Genomic DNA, 15,039 nt, shown 5'->3' with positions numbered 1-15,039 from the left:
CCGGCGACCAGGACGGCCGGTCGAACACGGTCAAGGGGGAAATCCGGCCGATGTCCCCCGTGGGGCAGGTGCCCGCTTCCGCACCCTTGACGTTCGTGTGTGGCGGACCGTCAGAATCTGTTTGTTCGCGATCAGTTGTGAGTACTTCTGGGCCTTGATGAGGGAGAGCCGCCATGACGGTCACGCGCAGATCGGTTCTGGTCGCAGCCACGGCAGCGCCCGCCGCCGGAACACTCCTGGGCGGCCCGGACGCCGCGGCCCAACCGGACGGCGGGGCGTACGGACGCCGTACCGTCCCGCTGCGGGACGGCTGGCGCTTCGCACTGGTCGACCCGGGCGGCATCACCGACCCGACCGGCGCCTACGCACACGCCGCCGAGCCGGGGTACGACGACTCGGCCTGGCGCGAGGTCGCCGTACCCCATGACTGGAGCATCGAGCAGACCCCCACGACCGAGCACGGCACCACCAGCGGCACCGGCTTCTTCCCGGGCGGCCTCGGCTGGTACCGGCTCGCCTTCACCCTGCCGCCCTCCTGCGCCGGCAAGCGGATCTCGGTGGAGTTCGACGGCGTCTACATGGACTCCTACGTCTACTGCAACGGCACCGAGGCCGGCCGCCACCCCTACGGCTACACCGGGTTCGCCCTCGACCTCACCGACCTGATCCACACCGACGGCAGTACCGCGAACGTCCTCGCGGTCAAGGTCCAGAACCAGCTGCCGAGCAGCCGCTGGTACTCGGGCAGCGGCATCTACCGCGAGGCCCGCCTGGTGATCACCGAGCCCGTGCACGTGGCCCGCTGGGGCACGTACGTCACCACGCCGGAGGTGGGTGCCGAGCGGGCCGTGGTGCGGGTCGCGACCACCGTGCTCAACGCGTCCGGCACCGGCACGGACGTCGAGATCCGCTCCCGGATCACCGGCCCCGACGGCCGCACGGTCGCCCGTGCGTCCACCACGGCCGCCGTCTCCGAGCAGGCCACCGAGACCCACGAGCTGACCGTCCCCGAGCCCCGCCTGTGGGACTTCACCACGCCCGAGCACCGCTACACCCTGCACACCGAACTCCGCGCCGGCGGCCGCACCACCGACACCCGGCGCACCTCCTTCGGCATCCGCACCTACCGCTTCGACCCGGACGAGGGCTTCTCCCTCAACGGCACCGCCGCCAAGATCAAGGGCGTCGACCTCCACCACGACCAGGGCGCGCTCGGCGCGGCGATCAGCATCGACGCCGTGCGCCGGCAGATGACGATCATGAAGTCGATGGGCGTCAACGCCTTCCGCACCTCGCACAACCCGCCCTCGCCGCAGATGATCCAGGTCTGCGAGGAACTGGGCATCGTGATGATGGTGGAGGCCTTCGACTGCTGGCGGACCGGGAAGACCAGGTACGACTACGGCCGGTTCTTCGACGAGTGGTGCGAGAAGGACGCCACCGAGATGGTGCTGGCCGCCCGCAACTCGCCCGCCGTCGTCCTGTGGTCCATCGGCAACGAGATACCCGACTCCACCTCGACCGCCGGGCTCGCCATGGCCGACCGGATCATCGGCGCGATCAAGGCCGCCGACGCCACCCGACCGGTCGTCATCGGCTCGGACAAGTACCACGGCGTGCCCGCGACCGGCTCGGCGGCCGACCGCATGCTGGCCAAGCTCGACGGCCTGGGCCTGAACTACAACACGGCCAAGTCGGTCGACGCCCTGCACGCCAAGTACCCCCACCTCTTCCTCTTCGAGTCCGAGTCCTCCTCGGAGACCTCGACCCGGGGCGCGTACCAGGAGCCGCAGCACCTGAACACCGGCGAGAACCACACACCGGGCAGGCGCGAGACCTCCTCCTACGACAACAACCTCGCCTCCTGGACGATGAGCGGCGAGTACGGGCACAAGAAGGACCGGGACCGGAAGTGGTTCGCGGGACAGTTCCTGTGGTCGGGCATCGACTACATCGGCGAGCCGACCCCGTACGACGTCTTCCCGGTGAAGGCGTCCTTCTTCGGCGCGGTCGACACGGCGGGCTTCCCGAAGGACATGTACCACCTGTTCAAGAGCCAGTGGACGGCCGAGCCGATGGTCCATCTGCTGCCGATGACCTGGAACCACGAGGAGGGCGACACGGTCGAGGTCTGGGCGTACGCCAACGTGCCCTCCGCGGAGCTGCTCCTCAACGGAAGGTCCCTGGGAGTCCGGGAGTTCGACGTCAAGCAGACCACCGACGGCCGCACCTACCTGGAGACCACCGAGGCCACCGGTGACGACAAGACCTTCACCGACGGCCCCTACCCGGGCAGTTACACCAGCCCCAACGGCAGCGCGGGCAAGCTGCACCTGACCTGGCACGTGCCGTACCAGCCGGGCGAGTTGAAGGCGGTGGCCCGGCGGGACGGCAAGGTGGTCGCCACCGACGTCCTGCGCACCGCCGGCACCCCGCACGCCGTGCGTCTGACCGCCGACCGCACCTCCCTCGCCGCCGACGGCCGTTCCCTGGTCTTCGTCACCGCCGACATCGTGGACGCACACGGTGTGATCGTGCCGGACGCCGAACACCTCATCGCCTTCGACGTGACCGGCGGCTCGCCGGCCGGCCTCGACAACGGCCGCGAGGAGAGCGCCGAGCGCTACCAGGCCAGTACGCGTACCGCCTTCCACGGCAAGGCCCTCGCCGTCGTCCGGTCCGGCAGTGAGCCCGGCACCCTCGAGGTCACGGCACGGGCGGACGGTCTGCGCAGGGGCACGGTGAGCGTGCGCACCACACCGGCCCGCGGCGCCGTCACCACCGCAGCGCCCGAGTTCGCGCCCGACCACCCGGTGGCCCCCGACTACCCGCGCGCGGACGCCAGTTACTCCGGTCGCGAGGACACCCGGCCCGCCGCGATGCTGGACGGCGACCCGGCCACCGGCTGGTCCAACGCCTTCACCAAGTCGGCCACCGCCCTGCTGCCCGCCTTCAGCGGCGCCCGGGCGAAGGACTGGGTGTCGGTCGACTTCGGACGCGCCCGGACCGTCGACCGGGTCGCGGTCTCCTTCACGGTCGACGGCACGCACGCACGGCCCGCCGAGGCCGGGGTGGCGGTGTGGGACGGCCACGCGTACGTGCCGGTGACGGGCGCGAAGGTCGACTGGGCCACCGCCTCGGACAGCCCGACGGTGATCACCTTCGACGCGGTGCGCGGCTCACGGGTACGCCTCACGCTCACCAGCGCCTACCCGGGCGAGGCCCGGGGAGCGGTGCGCATCAGCCGGCTGGACGTCTGAGACGCGCTCACTTGCGGTATCCGAGGATGGTCATCATGCCGCTCTCCGAGTGGTACTGGTTGTGGCAGTGGAGCATCCACAGGCCCGGGTTGTCGGCGTCGAACTCCACGACCAGCTTGCGGTGGGGGAGGACGATGGCGGTGTCCTTGCGCGCGCCGACGGCGTCCAGGCCCGTCATGGCGAACGTGTGGCCGTGCAGGTGCAGCGGGTGCCACATGTCGGTGGCGTTGATGAGGGTGAGCCGTACCCGCTCACCGGCGCGGACCGGGTGGCGCTGGCGTTCGTCGTAGGGCTGGTGGTCGAAGCCCCAGCTGAACGTCTTCATGTCGCCGGTCACCCTGATGCGCATCTCGCGGTCGGGTTCGCGGTCCTCCAGGGCGACCGAGTCGGCCGGCACGAGCCGGCGGGCGGGGACGACCTTGCCGTCCAGCTCGTCCGGGCGGACGTTGGCAGGGGGAACGGTTCTTCCCTTGTCGGTGCGGAGCACGGCGAGGGCCTGGCCCTTCTTGCCCTCGGCCAGCGCGACGAGGGGGAAGACGCCGTCCTTGGCGGTGACGAGGACGTCGTAGCGCTCGGCCATGCCGATGAGGAGGGCGTCGGTCCTCGTGTGCTCCACCGGGTAGCCGTCGGTGTGCGTGACGGTCATGTCGTGGCCCGCCAGCGCGACGCGGAAGGCGGTTTCGGAGCCGGCGTTGATGATGCGCAGCCGGATGCGCTCGCCGGGCTTGCACCGGAACTCCGAGGGGTGAGTGGGCGTTCGGCCGTTGGCGAGGTAGAGGGGGTAGTCGACGCTGCCGCCCTCCCCGTGGAGCATGCGGCTGTGCGAGTGGCGCAGCACGCGGGAGGGGCCGCTCGCGGTGCGGGGGTGCGACGCGTGCGGGCTCGCCGCTCCGCCGGGACCGGGACGGCCGCTTCCGGGGCCCATGGCCATGCTGCCCGCCATCATGCCCGTGTCCGGCTTGAGCTGGGTGAGCACCCGGTCGGGGGTGGAGCCGCCCACGCCGTCGAGCCAGTCGTCCAGGAGGAGGATCCACTCCTTGTCGTACCTGAGGGGCTCCCTGGGGTCGTCGACGATGAGCGGGGCGTACAGGCCGCGGTCGGGCTGGAGCCCGACATGGGAGTGGAGGAAGTAGGTGCCCGGATGGGCGACGGTGAACCGGTAGGTGAAGTCGGCGCCCGGCTCGACGGCCCGCTGGGTGAGGTCCGGCACGCCGTCCATGTCGCAGCGCATGCGCACGCCGTGGGAGTGCAGCGTGGTGGTGGCCGGCAGCCGATTGGCAAGGGTGAGGCTGAGGACGTCACCGGCGGTGAGGCGCACCAGCGGCCCGGGCAGCTGCTCATGGTAGGCCCACGTCCGCACCTGTCGCCCGCCCAGGTCCAGCGTGGTCTCGGCGGCGGTCAGCTTCAGCATGTGCACCGGGCCGGAGCCGCGTTTGCGCTCGACGGCACGGACCTCCGGACCCGACGGGTCGACATACCCCTTGGGCCCTGGGGGAACGAAGTCCCCCTGAGCGGCCGCCGCGCCGTGCGGGCCGGAGCGGTGGTGGGAGCCGGAGTCGGTGCAGGCAGCCAGCAGTCCCGCACCGCCGACAGCGATCGGGGCTCGAAGCAGGGTACGCCGCGAAGGTGTGTGCATGAATGAAATAAGACACGTTTTGCTCTGTTATGTCTGGGAACTGCGGCGGCGCGTCTGATGATGTCGGGTGTCACAAGGCCGTGCGGCCCGGCCGTTTTCAGGCGGCGTCGTGGAACACCAGCCCCAGGGTGCGCCTGCGGCCGGACCGTACGGTGCTCACCCCGTGCCGCATCGCGCCGGCCGACCAGCCGCGGCGGGTGCGCACGGGCCGCTCGCGGGTCGTGAACACCAGACCGTGCCCCTGTAGCAGGGCGGTCGCGGTGCCGCGAGACTGGGCGCGCGGCCGTTGCTCGACCATGAGGAACTCGCCTCCGGTGTAGTCCGTGCCGTAGGCGTCCAGCGCGATCACGACCTGGAGCGGGAAGACCAGCTCACCGAACACGTCCCGGTGCAGGGCGTTCCAGTCGCCCGGACCGTAGCGGAGCAGGATCTGCGCCGAACGGTCCTGGCCGGCGGCGTGGCAGCGCTCCAGCCACTCGCCCAGGGAGTCCGGCCAGGGCGCCGGACGGCCCAGATGCTCCGCCCACCCCCGGGCGACGGGAAGCAGACACGCGTAGAGGGCGGCCCGCAGCGCTGCCACCGGGGCGGGCAGGTCGTGCGTGAAGTAGCGGTACTCGCCGGAGCCGAACCGGTGCCGGGCGAGATCGACGGTGGTGCGGAACAGCTCCGGCTTGTCGTACAGGGCCGCCAGATCGGCGCACTCCTCCGGGGTGAGCAACCGGCCTGTTGGCGCGCTGCCGTACTCGTCCAACTCGGCCGCCAGCGCGCCCCAGTCGGTACCGGCCACGCGGCGGCGGGCCTCGGCGAGATGCATGACTCCTCCCTCTTCACACCAGCGTCGGCTGCAGTGCGCCTTCGTGCGTGAGCAGCCACACCTTGCGCTCCACCCCGCCCGCGTACCCGCGCATCGAGCCGTCCGCGCCGATCACCCGGTGGCAGGGGCGCACCAGCAGCAGGGGGTTGGCGCCGAGGGCCGCGCCCACCGAGCGGATCTCGGCCCGGGGCACGCCCAGCCGCGCGGCCAGCTCGCCGTAGCTGATCGTGGTGCCGTACGGAATGTCCTCCAGGGCCTGCCACACCCGCAGCTGGAACGGGGTGCCGACCGGGGCGAGCGGCACGGAGAAGCGGGTGGGGCGGCCGTCGAAGTACGCGTCCAGCAGGCGGCGTACCTCGGCGAACGCCCGGTCCTCGCGGTCCTCGGGGCGGACGGCGGGCGCGCCGCGTTGCCCCGGCAGGGACAGGGACGTGAGAGTGAGGGTGCCGCCGGACTCCTCGCCGGTCAGCAGCAGTTCGCCGAGCGGGCTCGGGCAGGTGGTGTGGACGGTGTGCCTGGTCATCGGGGTCTCCTGACGTTCGGTGCTCGATGTCGAGTCTGCTGCGTCCGGCGCCGGGTCACCGGCGGAAAACGGACATCGCTCTGACCCTGCCCAGGTACCGCGCCAAAAGGTGCTTGACCTGGGAATATTTACGGGTGAGTACCGGGGCGGTACCGTGAGGGCATGCCAGCTCTCAACGTGGAGTTCAGCGAACGCGAACTAGAGGACCTGCGGCAGATCGCCAAGGAGCGGGGTACGTCGATGAAGGCCCTCGTGCGCGAGGCCGCCGCCGCCGACATCGCCCGGCACCGCGCGCTGCAGGAGGGTGCGGAGGCCTTCCGGAGCTTCTTCACCGCCCACGCCGAGGAGTTCGCGGCCGCGTTCCCCGACGACGAGCCCCCCGCCAAGGGCGAGGCCGCCTGAGCGATGCCCTCCGTCATCCATATCGATGTGCCGTGGCTGCTCCAGCGCCACGAGGAGGTCCTGCCCGACCAGCCCACGGTCGACGACTTCTCCGCGCTCGTCGCCGCTGTCGCCCGGCATCGCGTCGACCCGCCCCGGCTCGGCGTGGACTCCGACCCCGCCTGGCGGGCCGCCGCCCTGCTGCACACCCTCGCCCTGCTCAAGCCGCTGCCCGCGGCCAACGCCCGCTTCGCCTGCGCGACCGCCGTGGCGTACATGTTCGTCAGCGGCGTCGGCATCGACCCGCCCTACGGCGCCCTGGTCGACCTCGCCCGCGACCTCATCTCCGGCAAGGCCGACGTGTACGACGCGGCCGACCGGCTCCGCTCCTGGCAGATCTGACACCGCCCCGGTCGGTGAGGGAAGCCGCCTCAAGGCCGCCGGCCGAGGACGGGAGGAACGGGGCCGGCGGCCCGCTGCGCAGTCCACTACCGGGGCGCGCGCCCCGGTAGCGTGCGTGCCGGGCCGGTGGGTGCGCGCCCTTCACACGGGGCGCAGAGAAAGCCGAAAGCTTCCGTACGGGACCGGGGACACCGGCCGAATTCTGACTTTCTTTCAAACCTGTCGATGTCGTACGAGCGCCTTGTTGCGTGTGTGGAACGTGTGCAAGGGTTGAAACACTCGTGCGGGGAGTAATCACCGCGATTCTTCCGGTAGTTGGGGAACCCGTCCGGTACGGCACCGGAGAATTCCCGCTCCCCGTGCGCACATCCCTGAGATCGGCAGCAACGCACGATACGCACAAAGGAATCCGCTCAGTGCCCACCCCCCACCCTCCTCGTCCTCCCTACCCGCCCCCCGGGGGCGAACCAGGGGAGTCCGACGAGTCCCTCGCCGCGCCCCTGCGGGCCGGTTCCGACGCGGAGGCCTCCCGCTCGGCCGCCCTGCTGATGACCCGGCACTGGCAGCCGGCGCAGGAGTACGCGGTCATCTGCCTGGCCGCGCCCGGACCCCTCGCCCACATGGTCACCGCCACCGCCTTCCACCAGATCCTCGACCGCCTCGCGCTCGGCGAACCGGCCGAGGCGCTCCGGCCCCGCCTGCTGGTGGCCGTCCGGGACACCGTCGTGAACTGGTCCGCCACGGACCGGATAACCGCCGTACTGCCGGGCCTCGAGAAACCCGCCGGGGGCCGCGCTATGCGTGCTGCGAAGTCCCTGATACCGGAAAACCGCGCCCTCTCCGAACGTTCTTTCCATAACCTTCCCCTACTCGAACAGACGTTGCTGTGGCACGCCGAGGTCGAGGCCGAACCGATAAACGTCCCCGCGGGGCTGCTCGGTGTCGACATCGACAGTGCTGCGGTCGCACTCGAACAGGCCCGCGAGAAATTCCGGGAAGGCTGCGTCCGCGCGCACCGGGAACTCGCGCCGAGTAGCGCCTGCCGCCACTACAACCGCCTCCTCGACGTGCCGATCCGTCGCGGCGGCGCGCTGCTGCCGGACGTGCAGCAGCACCTCGCCGCCTGCCCCTACTGCCGGCACGCCGCCGAGCAACTGGGCCGGATCGAGGGCGGACTCGGCGTGCTGCTCGCCGAAGCGGTCCTCGGCTGGGGCGCCCGCCGGTACCTGGAGTCGCGTCCCGGCCGCAGCCGGCCGGGCGGCCCCGCGCGCACCCGCAGCACCTCCCGGCGCTCCGGCGGCCGCAGACGCGGCGGCGGGCCCGGGCTGCTGGGCAGGGTCCCGATGCCCGGCGGACGCCGGCGGGGCGACGCGGAGCCCGGGACCCTGGCGCCCAGCCGCCGCGCGCCCGGCGGCTGGGCGTCCAGGACACTGCTCACCGGAGTCGGCGTCGCCTCGGCCGGACTCCTCGCGACCGTCCTCGCGATCAGCGTGTGGCCGCACGACGGCGACGGCACCGACCCGGTCGCCTCCAGGGGAGCCGCCCCCGGCACCGACGCCCCGTCCCCGCCCGCCTCCGCCACCGCACCCGGCACGGCGGGCCTGCCCTCGACCGGCCGGCCCGCCCGGCTGCACAACGCCGCCACCGACCTGTGCCTGGACGTCAAGGGCAAGCCCGCGGCCGGGTCGAACGTGGTGCTCGCCGCCTGCTCGTCGGCACCGACACAGCAGTGGACGTACGACTCCGACGGGCTGCTGCGCAGCGCGGCCGGCCCGGGGCTGTGCCTGGACTCGCACGCCGACGCCGGTGTCGTCATCCTCGGCACCTGCGCCGACGCGGGCACGAAGCGCGGCGACGACGTGCGCTACGACCTCACCGCACAGGGCGAGTTCCTCCCCCGCTGGGACGAGACGCTGGCGCTCGCCACCACCGGTCAGAACGCGGGCGCCGACATCGTCGTCAAGGTCCGGGACCGCTCCACCGGCCAGCGCTGGCTGACCGACGGACCGTCGGCGAGCCCCGGCTCCCTGTCGATAGCCGGCAGCGACGGACCGTCCGCCCGACCGGCCCGGCTGCGGGTGACGGTCACGTAGCTGCTCTCGGTGTGTCCCGCCGTCGCCCGACGGCGGGGCGCCCGGCTTGTCAGGCGGGTGCCTCGACGAGGTCGTCGGCTGTCACCGTCTCCGGTGTGGGGTGGCCGGACAGGGCGAGCGTGAGGTCCAACTCCGCGAGTACACAGCGGACTACGTGCTCCACGCCCGCCTGCCCGTCCAGGCCGAGCCCGTACACGTAGGGCCGGCCGAGCAGCACCGCGCGGGCGCCGAGGGCGAGGGCCTTGAACACGTCGTCGCCGGTGCGCACCCCGCTGTCGAACAGCACCGTGAGCCGGTCGCCGACCGCGTCCGCGACCCGGGGCAGCGCATCGGCCGCCGCGACGGAACCGGCCACCTGCCGGCCTCCGTGGTTGGAGACCACCACCCCGTCCATCCCGGCGTCCGCGGCGAGCCGGGCGTCGTCCGGGTGCAGGATCCCCTTGAGGACGATCGGACCGTCCCAGTGCTCGCGCAGGAAGGCCAGGTCCGGCCAGGTGTGGCCGGCGTCCCCGAACAGGCCGAGGAAGTGCTGCACCGCCGCGTCGGGATCCTCGTGCACGGGCTTGGCCAGGCCCGCCTGGAAGGCCGGGTCGGTGAAGTAGTTGGCGGTGCCCACCCCGTGCAGGAACGGCAGATAGGCCTGGTCCAGATCGCGCGGCCGCCACGCCAGCATCGGCGTGTCCAGCGTGACGACCAGCACGGTGAACCCGGCGGCCTTCGCGCGGGCGAGGAAACTCCGGGTCACCTCGCGGTCCTTGCCCCAGTACAGCTGGAACCACCGCTCGCCGTCCCCCATCGCCTCCGCCACCTGCTCCATCGGCGTGCTGGCCGCCGAGGACAGGACGTACGGAACGCCCTGCGCGGCGGCGGCCCGGCCGACGGCGGACTCGGCGTCCGGATGCATGATCGAAATGGTCCCCACCGGAGCCAGCGCCAGCGGCGCCGGCAGGGCGCGCCCCAGCACCTCCACCGACAAGTCGCGCTCGTGCACGTCCCTGAGCATGCGCGGCACGATCCGGCGCCGGGCGAGGGCCGCCCGGTTGGCGCGCGCGGTGCTGCCGTCACCGGCACTCCCCGCCACATAGCCCACCGGGCCGGGTCCGAGCCGATGTTCGGCCAGCTCCTCCAGCCGGGTCAGATCGGTGGGGAGCCGGGGCACGGTCCCCGCCATCCCGTTCAGATAGATCTCGTACTGGAAGTCCGCCCAGTGCTTCGCCATCCGCACGTCCCGCCTCTCGTCGTCGAGCCTGCGCCGCGCCGACGATACTCGCGGGTAAGTGCGGGTCCGTCCAGCAGGGATTCCGTCAGCCCACGCGCGCGACCGCCCGCACGGGAGCACCGTCCGCCCCGGGCAGCCGCAGCGGAAACAGGAACACCTCCACCGCCTCCGCGCCCACCAGTTGCTCCAGACCGGTGAGGTTCTCGGCGATCACCGCGCCGGCGCCGCACAGCGCACGGTGGGCCGGCAGCCCGGCATCGGCCTGCGGATCGCCCGGTCGGTGCGTGGGGTCGACGCTGAGCGCGTCGACGGCCACCGTGCGCACGCTCGCCCCCACCACGGCCCGGGCTGCCTGCGGGGTCAGCCAGGGGTGGTCGAGGTAGGCGTCCGTGCCCCAGTGCGCCGACCAGCCGGTGACGAGCAGCAGCAGCGCGCCGGGTGTCGCCGCGAGGGTGTCGAGCGCCGGGGCGAGCAGGGCCGGCGTGATCGGCGACCGGGCGGGCAGTCCCCCGACGTCGGCCACGACCGCCGGCCCGGCGAACCGGTCCAGCGGCAGCTCGTCCAGGCGGGGCCAGGCGTCGTCGACGTGGTACGGCGCGTCGACGTGGGTGCCGGACTGCGAACCCAGGTGCAGATTCAGGACGTTGACGCCGTCGGCCGGGGCCCGCAGGGCGGGGGAGACCGTGACCTCCGGGTCGCCGGGATACACGGGCATCCCGGTGACGACGGGCACCGACAGGTCGAGCCAGCCCGGCATCATCCGGCCTCGGCGACCGCGACGGGGGCCACCTCGCCGGCACCGGGACCGGTGATCGGCGGCACCGGCGCCTCGACGGTACGGGCCAGTCGCGCACCCTCCGGCCCGTAGGCCGCCCGGGGCTCGGGGAACAGCCGCAGCAGGGTCAGGAACAGGACGGCGGCCACCGCGAGCGACAGCGGCAGGCTGATGTCGACTCCGTTCGCCAGGTCGCCCAGCGGCCCGACGAACTGGCCCGGGATGTCGGTGAACAGGACGCCGACCACCGCGGCCACCCACCAGGCGGTCATGCCGCGCCAGTTCCAGCCGTGCGCGAACCAGTAACGGCCGCCGCGCTGACGGCGGTTGAAGACCTGGAGGGCGTCCGGGTCGTACCAGCCGCGGCGGGTGTAGAAGCCGAGCATCATGACGACCATCCACGGCGTGGTGCAGGTGATGATCATCGTGGCGAACGTCGAGATCGACTGCACGAGGTCCAGGCCGAACCGGCCGATGAAGATGAACGCGATGGACAACACGCCGACCAGCACCGTCGCCTGCACCCGGGACAGCTTCGGGAACACCGAGGAGAAGTCCAGGCCGGTGCCGTACAGCGAGGTGGTGCCCGTCGACATGCCGCCGATCAGCGCCAGCAGACACACCGGCAGGAAGAACCAGCTCGGCGAGATCGCCAGCAGTCCGCCCACGAAGTCGGGTGCGGCCGGGTCGACGTACTTCGGCGCCTTCGTCGCGATGATGCTCGCGGTCGCGAGGCCGAAGACGAACGGCAGCAGGGTCGCGATCTGGGAGAGGAACGCGGCACCGACCACCTTGCGGCGCGGGGTGCCGGCCGGGATGTAGCGCGACCAGTCGCCGAGGAACGCCCCGAACGACACCGGGTTGGACAGCACGATCAGAGCCGCGCCTATGAACGACGGCCAGAACAGCGACTTGGTCGCCGCGTCCGCCGAGGCCGTGAACACACCGGCGTACGACGGGTCGAAGTCACCGGCGAAGGCGAACGCGCCGAGCAGGAACAGCACGGTCGCCGAGGTCACGGCGATCTTGTTGACGAAGAGCATGAACCGGAAGCCGTAGACGCACACCGCTAGAACCAACCCCGCGAACAGGGCGTATGCGACGACGTACGACGGGGTGCTGCGCTCCAGGCCGAACAGCCGGTGCGCGCCGCCGACCAGGGCGTCGCCCGAGCTCCACACCGAGAGGGAGAAGAACGCGACGGCGGTCAGCAGGGACAGGAACGACCCGACGACCCGGCCGTGCACGCCCAGGTGCGCGGACGACGACACGGCGTTGTTGGTGCCGTTGACCGGCCCGTACACGGCCATCGGGCACAGGATCAGCGCGCCCGCGACGACACCCAGGAGGGTGGCCGCGAGCCCCTGCCGGAAGGAGAGCCCGAACAGGATCGGGAATGCGCCGAGGACACAGGTGGAGAAGGTGTTGGCGCCGCCGAACGCGACCCGGAACAGGTCGAGCGGGGTCGCGGTGCGGTCCGCGTCGGGGATGCGCTCGACGCCGTAGGGCTCGACCTCGGTGAGGGACGGCGGCGCGGCGGCGGACTCGGGGGACTCGGGGGACTGAGGGGTCAAGGCGGGCTCCAGCGGGAATGCGGCGATGGAGCGCTTCGTGGCGCGGCGGTGGCGGACGACCGTCGCAGCCGCAGGGGTGTGCGACGCGGGCGGAGGCCGTCCCGGAGGGGTCTGCCGACGGTACGGCCCGGGCCGAGACCCCTGCCAGAGGACGATTCATCCATCCTCGGCGTCGCCGGTGGAGGAATCGGCCACCTCCTCGCTGTCCGGTCCCTGCGCCCGTACCCGCTGGACGTGCTCCAGGGACTCCCGCAACTCGGTCAGCCAGTCGTCGGCGTGACGCTGCACCAGACGCACGCACCAGGCGAGCGCGTCACTGCGGCTGCGCGCGACGCCTCCTGCGATGAGGGTGTCCAGCACCTGACGCTCGGGCTGCCGCAGCCGGGTCATCACCGGCGCGGCGACATGCGTGAACAGGGCGCGCTCCGCACCGCACGCCACGCCCCAGGACACCTTCCGGCGGAAGAGGTGCTCGGCCTCGCGGGCCACCTCCATCCGGGTCTCGCGGGTGCGCTCCCGGAACTCCTGGATCCGGGCCCCTACGGCGGCCTCCCGCTCGGCGTCCGAGGCGCCCTCGGCGAGCCGGGGCTCCGGGATGCGCCCGATCACGGTGATCTCCTCGCGGTCGGCGGTCACGTCGACCAGGTCCACGAAGAGATCGTCGGGCAGCCGGCCGGCGAACCAGCCGCGCAGCTTCTCTTTCTGCTCCGCTGTAATCATGTAATCAGCATTACGTCGACCAGTTCATGAACACAAGGCGTCACGACGGGGTTCACCGAGGGCGGAGCCGGAATGTTTCAGGCCTATTAACGAGGCGGTGCTTTTCGGCCATGCAAACGCTCTCAGCGATCAAGAACCGCTCAGTTGAGCGGTTGTCATGTTCGAATTCCGTAACTTCACGCCACTGTTTCAACACGCAAGGTTACTGAAATCTGTGGGGTCGATGTGTGTTTCGACGGCGGACTCGGCAGAGTGTCGCTCGCCGTTCCGGTGCCCACCGGTCCGGAGCGAGCACCGTCTATTCGAGCGGAAGGATGCACACAATGCGGAACACCGCGCGCTGGGCAGCGGCCCTCGGCCTCACGGCCGCTGCCGTCTGCGTACCCCTCACCGGGGACGCCGTCGCTGCACCGGGCGCCGCCCCGTCGTCGCTCTACGCCCCCTCGGCGCTGGTGCTGACCACCGGCCACGGCGACAACGCGGCGACGGCCACTCCGGAGCGCGCCGTCACTCTGAACTGTGCCCCGACGGCCTCCGGCACCCACCCGGCCGCGGCCCTTGCCTGCGCCGAACTGCGCGGCATCGGCGGTGACTTCGGGGAGCTCAAGGCCCGGGACGACGTCTGGTGCACCAAGCTGTACGACCCCGTGGTCGTCACGGTCCAGGGCGTCTGGCAGGGCAAGCGCGTCTCGTACGAGCGCACGTTCGGCAACACCTGCGTGAAGGACGCGCTGAACAGCAGCGTCTTCGCGTTCTAGAGACCGGGATCGCGCGGTCCCCCGTATCGCCGGATCAGGCCCGCAACTGGGGAGTGCGGCCCCTGGAACGGGGAACCAGCGATCTCGCACCGGAGTCGACGGGCGGAGTGGGGCCACCCGCCGGCTTCCGGGCACCATGCCGCCCCCCGGGCGGGCCCGTGGGGGGCCTGTCCCGGGGAGCGGCGAAAAACAAGCGGTTTCAACAGGTGCCCATGCCACGCACAGGTGACTCGTGTTCCACCAGGGGTGACGGCCCTCGCGGCCGGGGGTGCACGGACTGTTGCGACGGTCCGCCGCGACCGCCCCGCCGACGCTCTCTCAGGCGTCCCGCCAGGGGGTGCGGCGCGGCCGCCAGGCCGGCACCGCCCGCCGGTAGCGCTCGTACTCGGCGCCGAACCGGCGCACCAGCTCCGGCTCCTCGGACCAGCGTACGAAGGTCCAGGTCAGTACCCCGATAGCGGCGGCGTAGCCGAACAGCACCGGGCGGGCGAGCAGCAGGGCCTGGCCGCAGAGCACGGCGACGACCGCGATGTAGACGGGATTGCGTACGTACCTGTACGGCCCGTTCACCACCAGCCGCTCGGGCGGCGCCACCGGTGACGGGGTGCCGAGGCCCTCCAGAGCGAACCGGGTGAAGGCGTCCAGGATGACCGCCGCCCCGGCGACCAGGGGCAGCAGTCCGATCAGGCGCAGCGGCAGCCACCAGTCCCCGGCCTGCCAGCCGCCCGTCAGCCACCAGGGCACCAGTACGGACACGCTGCCCGAGATGAGGACGAGGAACAAGGCGCTGCCGAGCAACGCGCTCGCCTTGCGCATACCTCCACCATGGCACCGGGAGGAGCCGCCGTCTCCCTGCTGACGGCGGCCCCTCGGCCCGGAAGGCG

13 protein-coding genes are annotated in these 15,039 nt (G+C 72.0%); 5 read left to right on the top strand and 8 right to left on the bottom strand.

Annotation, left to right across the window (positions count from 1 at the left end):
• Window positions 1–173 precede the first annotated feature (173 nt).
• Window positions 174–3,260, top strand: coding sequence for a glycoside hydrolase family 2 TIM barrel-domain containing protein (locus ACZ5DS_RS21765; RefSeq protein WP_468240971.1), 3,087 nt, complete (start codon window positions 174–176; stop codon window positions 3,258–3,260).
• Window positions 3,261–3,267: 7 nt separating this feature from the next.
• Here the strand turns inward: ACZ5DS_RS21765 and ACZ5DS_RS21760 are convergent, their stop codons facing one another.
• From ACZ5DS_RS21760 to ACZ5DS_RS21750, 3 genes are all read right to left on the bottom strand, one after another.
• Window positions 3,268–4,896: a multicopper oxidase family protein gene (locus ACZ5DS_RS21760; protein ID WP_468240968.1), complete on the bottom strand. Its 1,629-nt coding sequence runs from the start codon at window positions 4,894–4,896 to the stop codon at window positions 3,268–3,270.
• A gap of 97 nt (window positions 4,897–4,993) precedes the next feature.
• Window positions 4,994–5,710: a 2OG-Fe(II) oxygenase gene (locus ACZ5DS_RS21755; RefSeq protein ID WP_468240966.1), complete on the bottom strand. Its 717-nt coding sequence runs from the start codon at window positions 5,708–5,710 to the stop codon at window positions 4,994–4,996.
• Between the two features lie 13 nt (window positions 5,711–5,723).
• Window positions 5,724–6,233 carry a methylated-DNA--[protein]-cysteine S-methyltransferase gene (locus ACZ5DS_RS21750; protein WP_468240963.1) on the bottom strand — a complete coding sequence of 170 codons (510 nt, stop codon included), beginning with the start codon at window positions 6,231–6,233 and terminating at the stop codon, window positions 5,724–5,726.
• 162 nt (window positions 6,234–6,395) lie between these two features.
• Between ACZ5DS_RS21750 and ACZ5DS_RS21745 the strand changes: the two genes are divergently transcribed.
• The 3 genes from ACZ5DS_RS21745 (at window position 6,396) to ACZ5DS_RS21735 (ending at window position 9,109) form a co-directional block, all read left to right on the top strand.
• Window positions 6,396–6,635, top strand: coding sequence for a hypothetical protein (locus ACZ5DS_RS21745; protein ID WP_225829764.1), 240 nt, complete (start codon window positions 6,396–6,398; stop codon window positions 6,633–6,635).
• Window positions 6,636–6,638: 3 nt separating this feature from the next.
• Entirely contained in the window at window positions 6,639–7,016 is a 378-nt protein-coding gene (locus ACZ5DS_RS21740) for a toxin Doc (RefSeq protein WP_468240959.1), read from the top strand.
• Window positions 7,017–7,432: 416 nt separating this feature from the next.
• A complete protein-coding gene (locus ACZ5DS_RS21735) occupies window positions 7,433–9,109 on the top strand; it encodes an RICIN domain-containing protein (RefSeq protein WP_468240957.1) in 1,677 nt (558 codons plus the stop codon).
• A gap of 49 nt (window positions 9,110–9,158) precedes the next feature.
• Here ACZ5DS_RS21735 and ACZ5DS_RS21730 read toward each other — a convergent pair whose 3' ends face one another.
• From ACZ5DS_RS21730 to ACZ5DS_RS21715, 4 genes are all read right to left on the bottom strand, one after another.
• Window positions 9,159–10,328, bottom strand: coding sequence for a lactate 2-monooxygenase (locus ACZ5DS_RS21730; RefSeq protein ID WP_468240955.1), 1,170 nt, complete (start codon window positions 10,326–10,328; stop codon window positions 9,159–9,161).
• Between the two features lie 85 nt (window positions 10,329–10,413).
• Window positions 10,414–11,085 carry a cyclase family protein gene (locus ACZ5DS_RS21725; RefSeq protein WP_468240952.1) on the bottom strand — a complete coding sequence of 224 codons (672 nt, stop codon included), beginning with the start codon at window positions 11,083–11,085 and terminating at the stop codon, window positions 10,414–10,416.
• Window positions 11,085–12,677, bottom strand: coding sequence for a purine-cytosine permease family protein (locus ACZ5DS_RS21720; protein WP_468240949.1), 1,593 nt, complete (start codon window positions 12,675–12,677; stop codon window positions 11,085–11,087). Before ACZ5DS_RS21720 ends, ACZ5DS_RS21725 begins: the two co-directional genes overlap by 1 nt.
• A 156-nt stretch (window positions 12,678–12,833) precedes the next feature.
• Complete coding sequence (locus tag ACZ5DS_RS21715) at window positions 12,834–13,397, bottom strand: hypothetical protein (protein WP_468240947.1); 564 nt, start codon at window positions 13,395–13,397, stop codon at window positions 12,834–12,836.
• A 323-nt stretch (window positions 13,398–13,720) separates the two neighbouring features.
• Here ACZ5DS_RS21715 and ACZ5DS_RS21710 point away from each other — a divergent pair, with 323 nt between their 5' ends.
• Window positions 13,721–14,155, top strand: a complete 435-nt coding sequence (locus tag ACZ5DS_RS21710; protein WP_468240944.1) for a protease inhibitor — start codon at window positions 13,721–13,723, stop codon at window positions 14,153–14,155.
• 318 nt (window positions 14,156–14,473) lie between these two features.
• On the opposite strand, the gene ACZ5DS_RS21705 is transcribed toward ACZ5DS_RS21710, so the two are convergent.
• Window positions 14,474–14,971: a methyltransferase family protein gene (locus tag ACZ5DS_RS21705; RefSeq protein ID WP_468240942.1), complete on the bottom strand. Its 498-nt coding sequence runs from the start codon at window positions 14,969–14,971 to the stop codon at window positions 14,474–14,476.
• Window positions 14,972–15,039 lie beyond the last annotated feature (68 nt).

The sequence above is a fragment of the Streptomyces sp. NPDC031100 genome (genome assembly GCF_055570785.1).
The sequence above is the reverse complement of the archived record's forward strand: the minus strand, read 5'-3'. Positions and strand labels throughout refer to the sequence as shown.

What these genes read in the sequence shown, in the direction of transcription:
- ACZ5DS_RS21765 (WP_468240971.1), top strand. Translation starts at nt 174, where the DNA reads ATGACGGTCACGCGCAGATCGGTTCTGGTCGCAGCCACGGCAGCGCCC.
- ACZ5DS_RS21760 (WP_468240968.1), bottom strand. Translation starts at nt 4,896, where the DNA reads ATGCACACACCTTCGCGGCGTACCCTGCTTCGAGCCCCGATCGCTGTC.
- ACZ5DS_RS21755 (WP_468240966.1), bottom strand. Translation starts at nt 5,710, where the DNA reads ATGCATCTCGCCGAGGCCCGCCGCCGCGTGGCCGGTACCGACTGGGGC.
- ACZ5DS_RS21750 (WP_468240963.1), bottom strand. Translation starts at nt 6,233, where the DNA reads ATGACCAGGCACACCGTCCACACCACCTGCCCGAGCCCGCTCGGCGAA.
- ACZ5DS_RS21745 (WP_225829764.1), top strand. Translation starts at nt 6,396, where the DNA reads ATGCCAGCTCTCAACGTGGAGTTCAGCGAACGCGAACTAGAGGACCTG.
- ACZ5DS_RS21740 (WP_468240959.1), top strand. Translation starts at nt 6,639, where the DNA reads ATGCCCTCCGTCATCCATATCGATGTGCCGTGGCTGCTCCAGCGCCAC.
- ACZ5DS_RS21730 (WP_468240955.1), bottom strand. Translation starts at nt 10,328, where the DNA reads ATGGCGAAGCACTGGGCGGACTTCCAGTACGAGATCTATCTGAACGGG.
- ACZ5DS_RS21725 (WP_468240952.1), bottom strand. Translation starts at nt 11,085, where the DNA reads ATGCCGGGCTGGCTCGACCTGTCGGTGCCCGTCGTCACCGGGATGCCC.
- ACZ5DS_RS21715 (WP_468240947.1), bottom strand. Translation starts at nt 13,397, where the DNA reads ATGATTACAGCGGAGCAGAAAGAGAAGCTGCGCGGCTGGTTCGCCGGC.
- ACZ5DS_RS21710 (WP_468240944.1), top strand. Translation starts at nt 13,721, where the DNA reads ATGCGGAACACCGCGCGCTGGGCAGCGGCCCTCGGCCTCACGGCCGCT.
- ACZ5DS_RS21705 (WP_468240942.1), bottom strand. Translation starts at nt 14,971, where the DNA reads ATGCGCAAGGCGAGCGCGTTGCTCGGCAGCGCCTTGTTCCTCGTCCTC.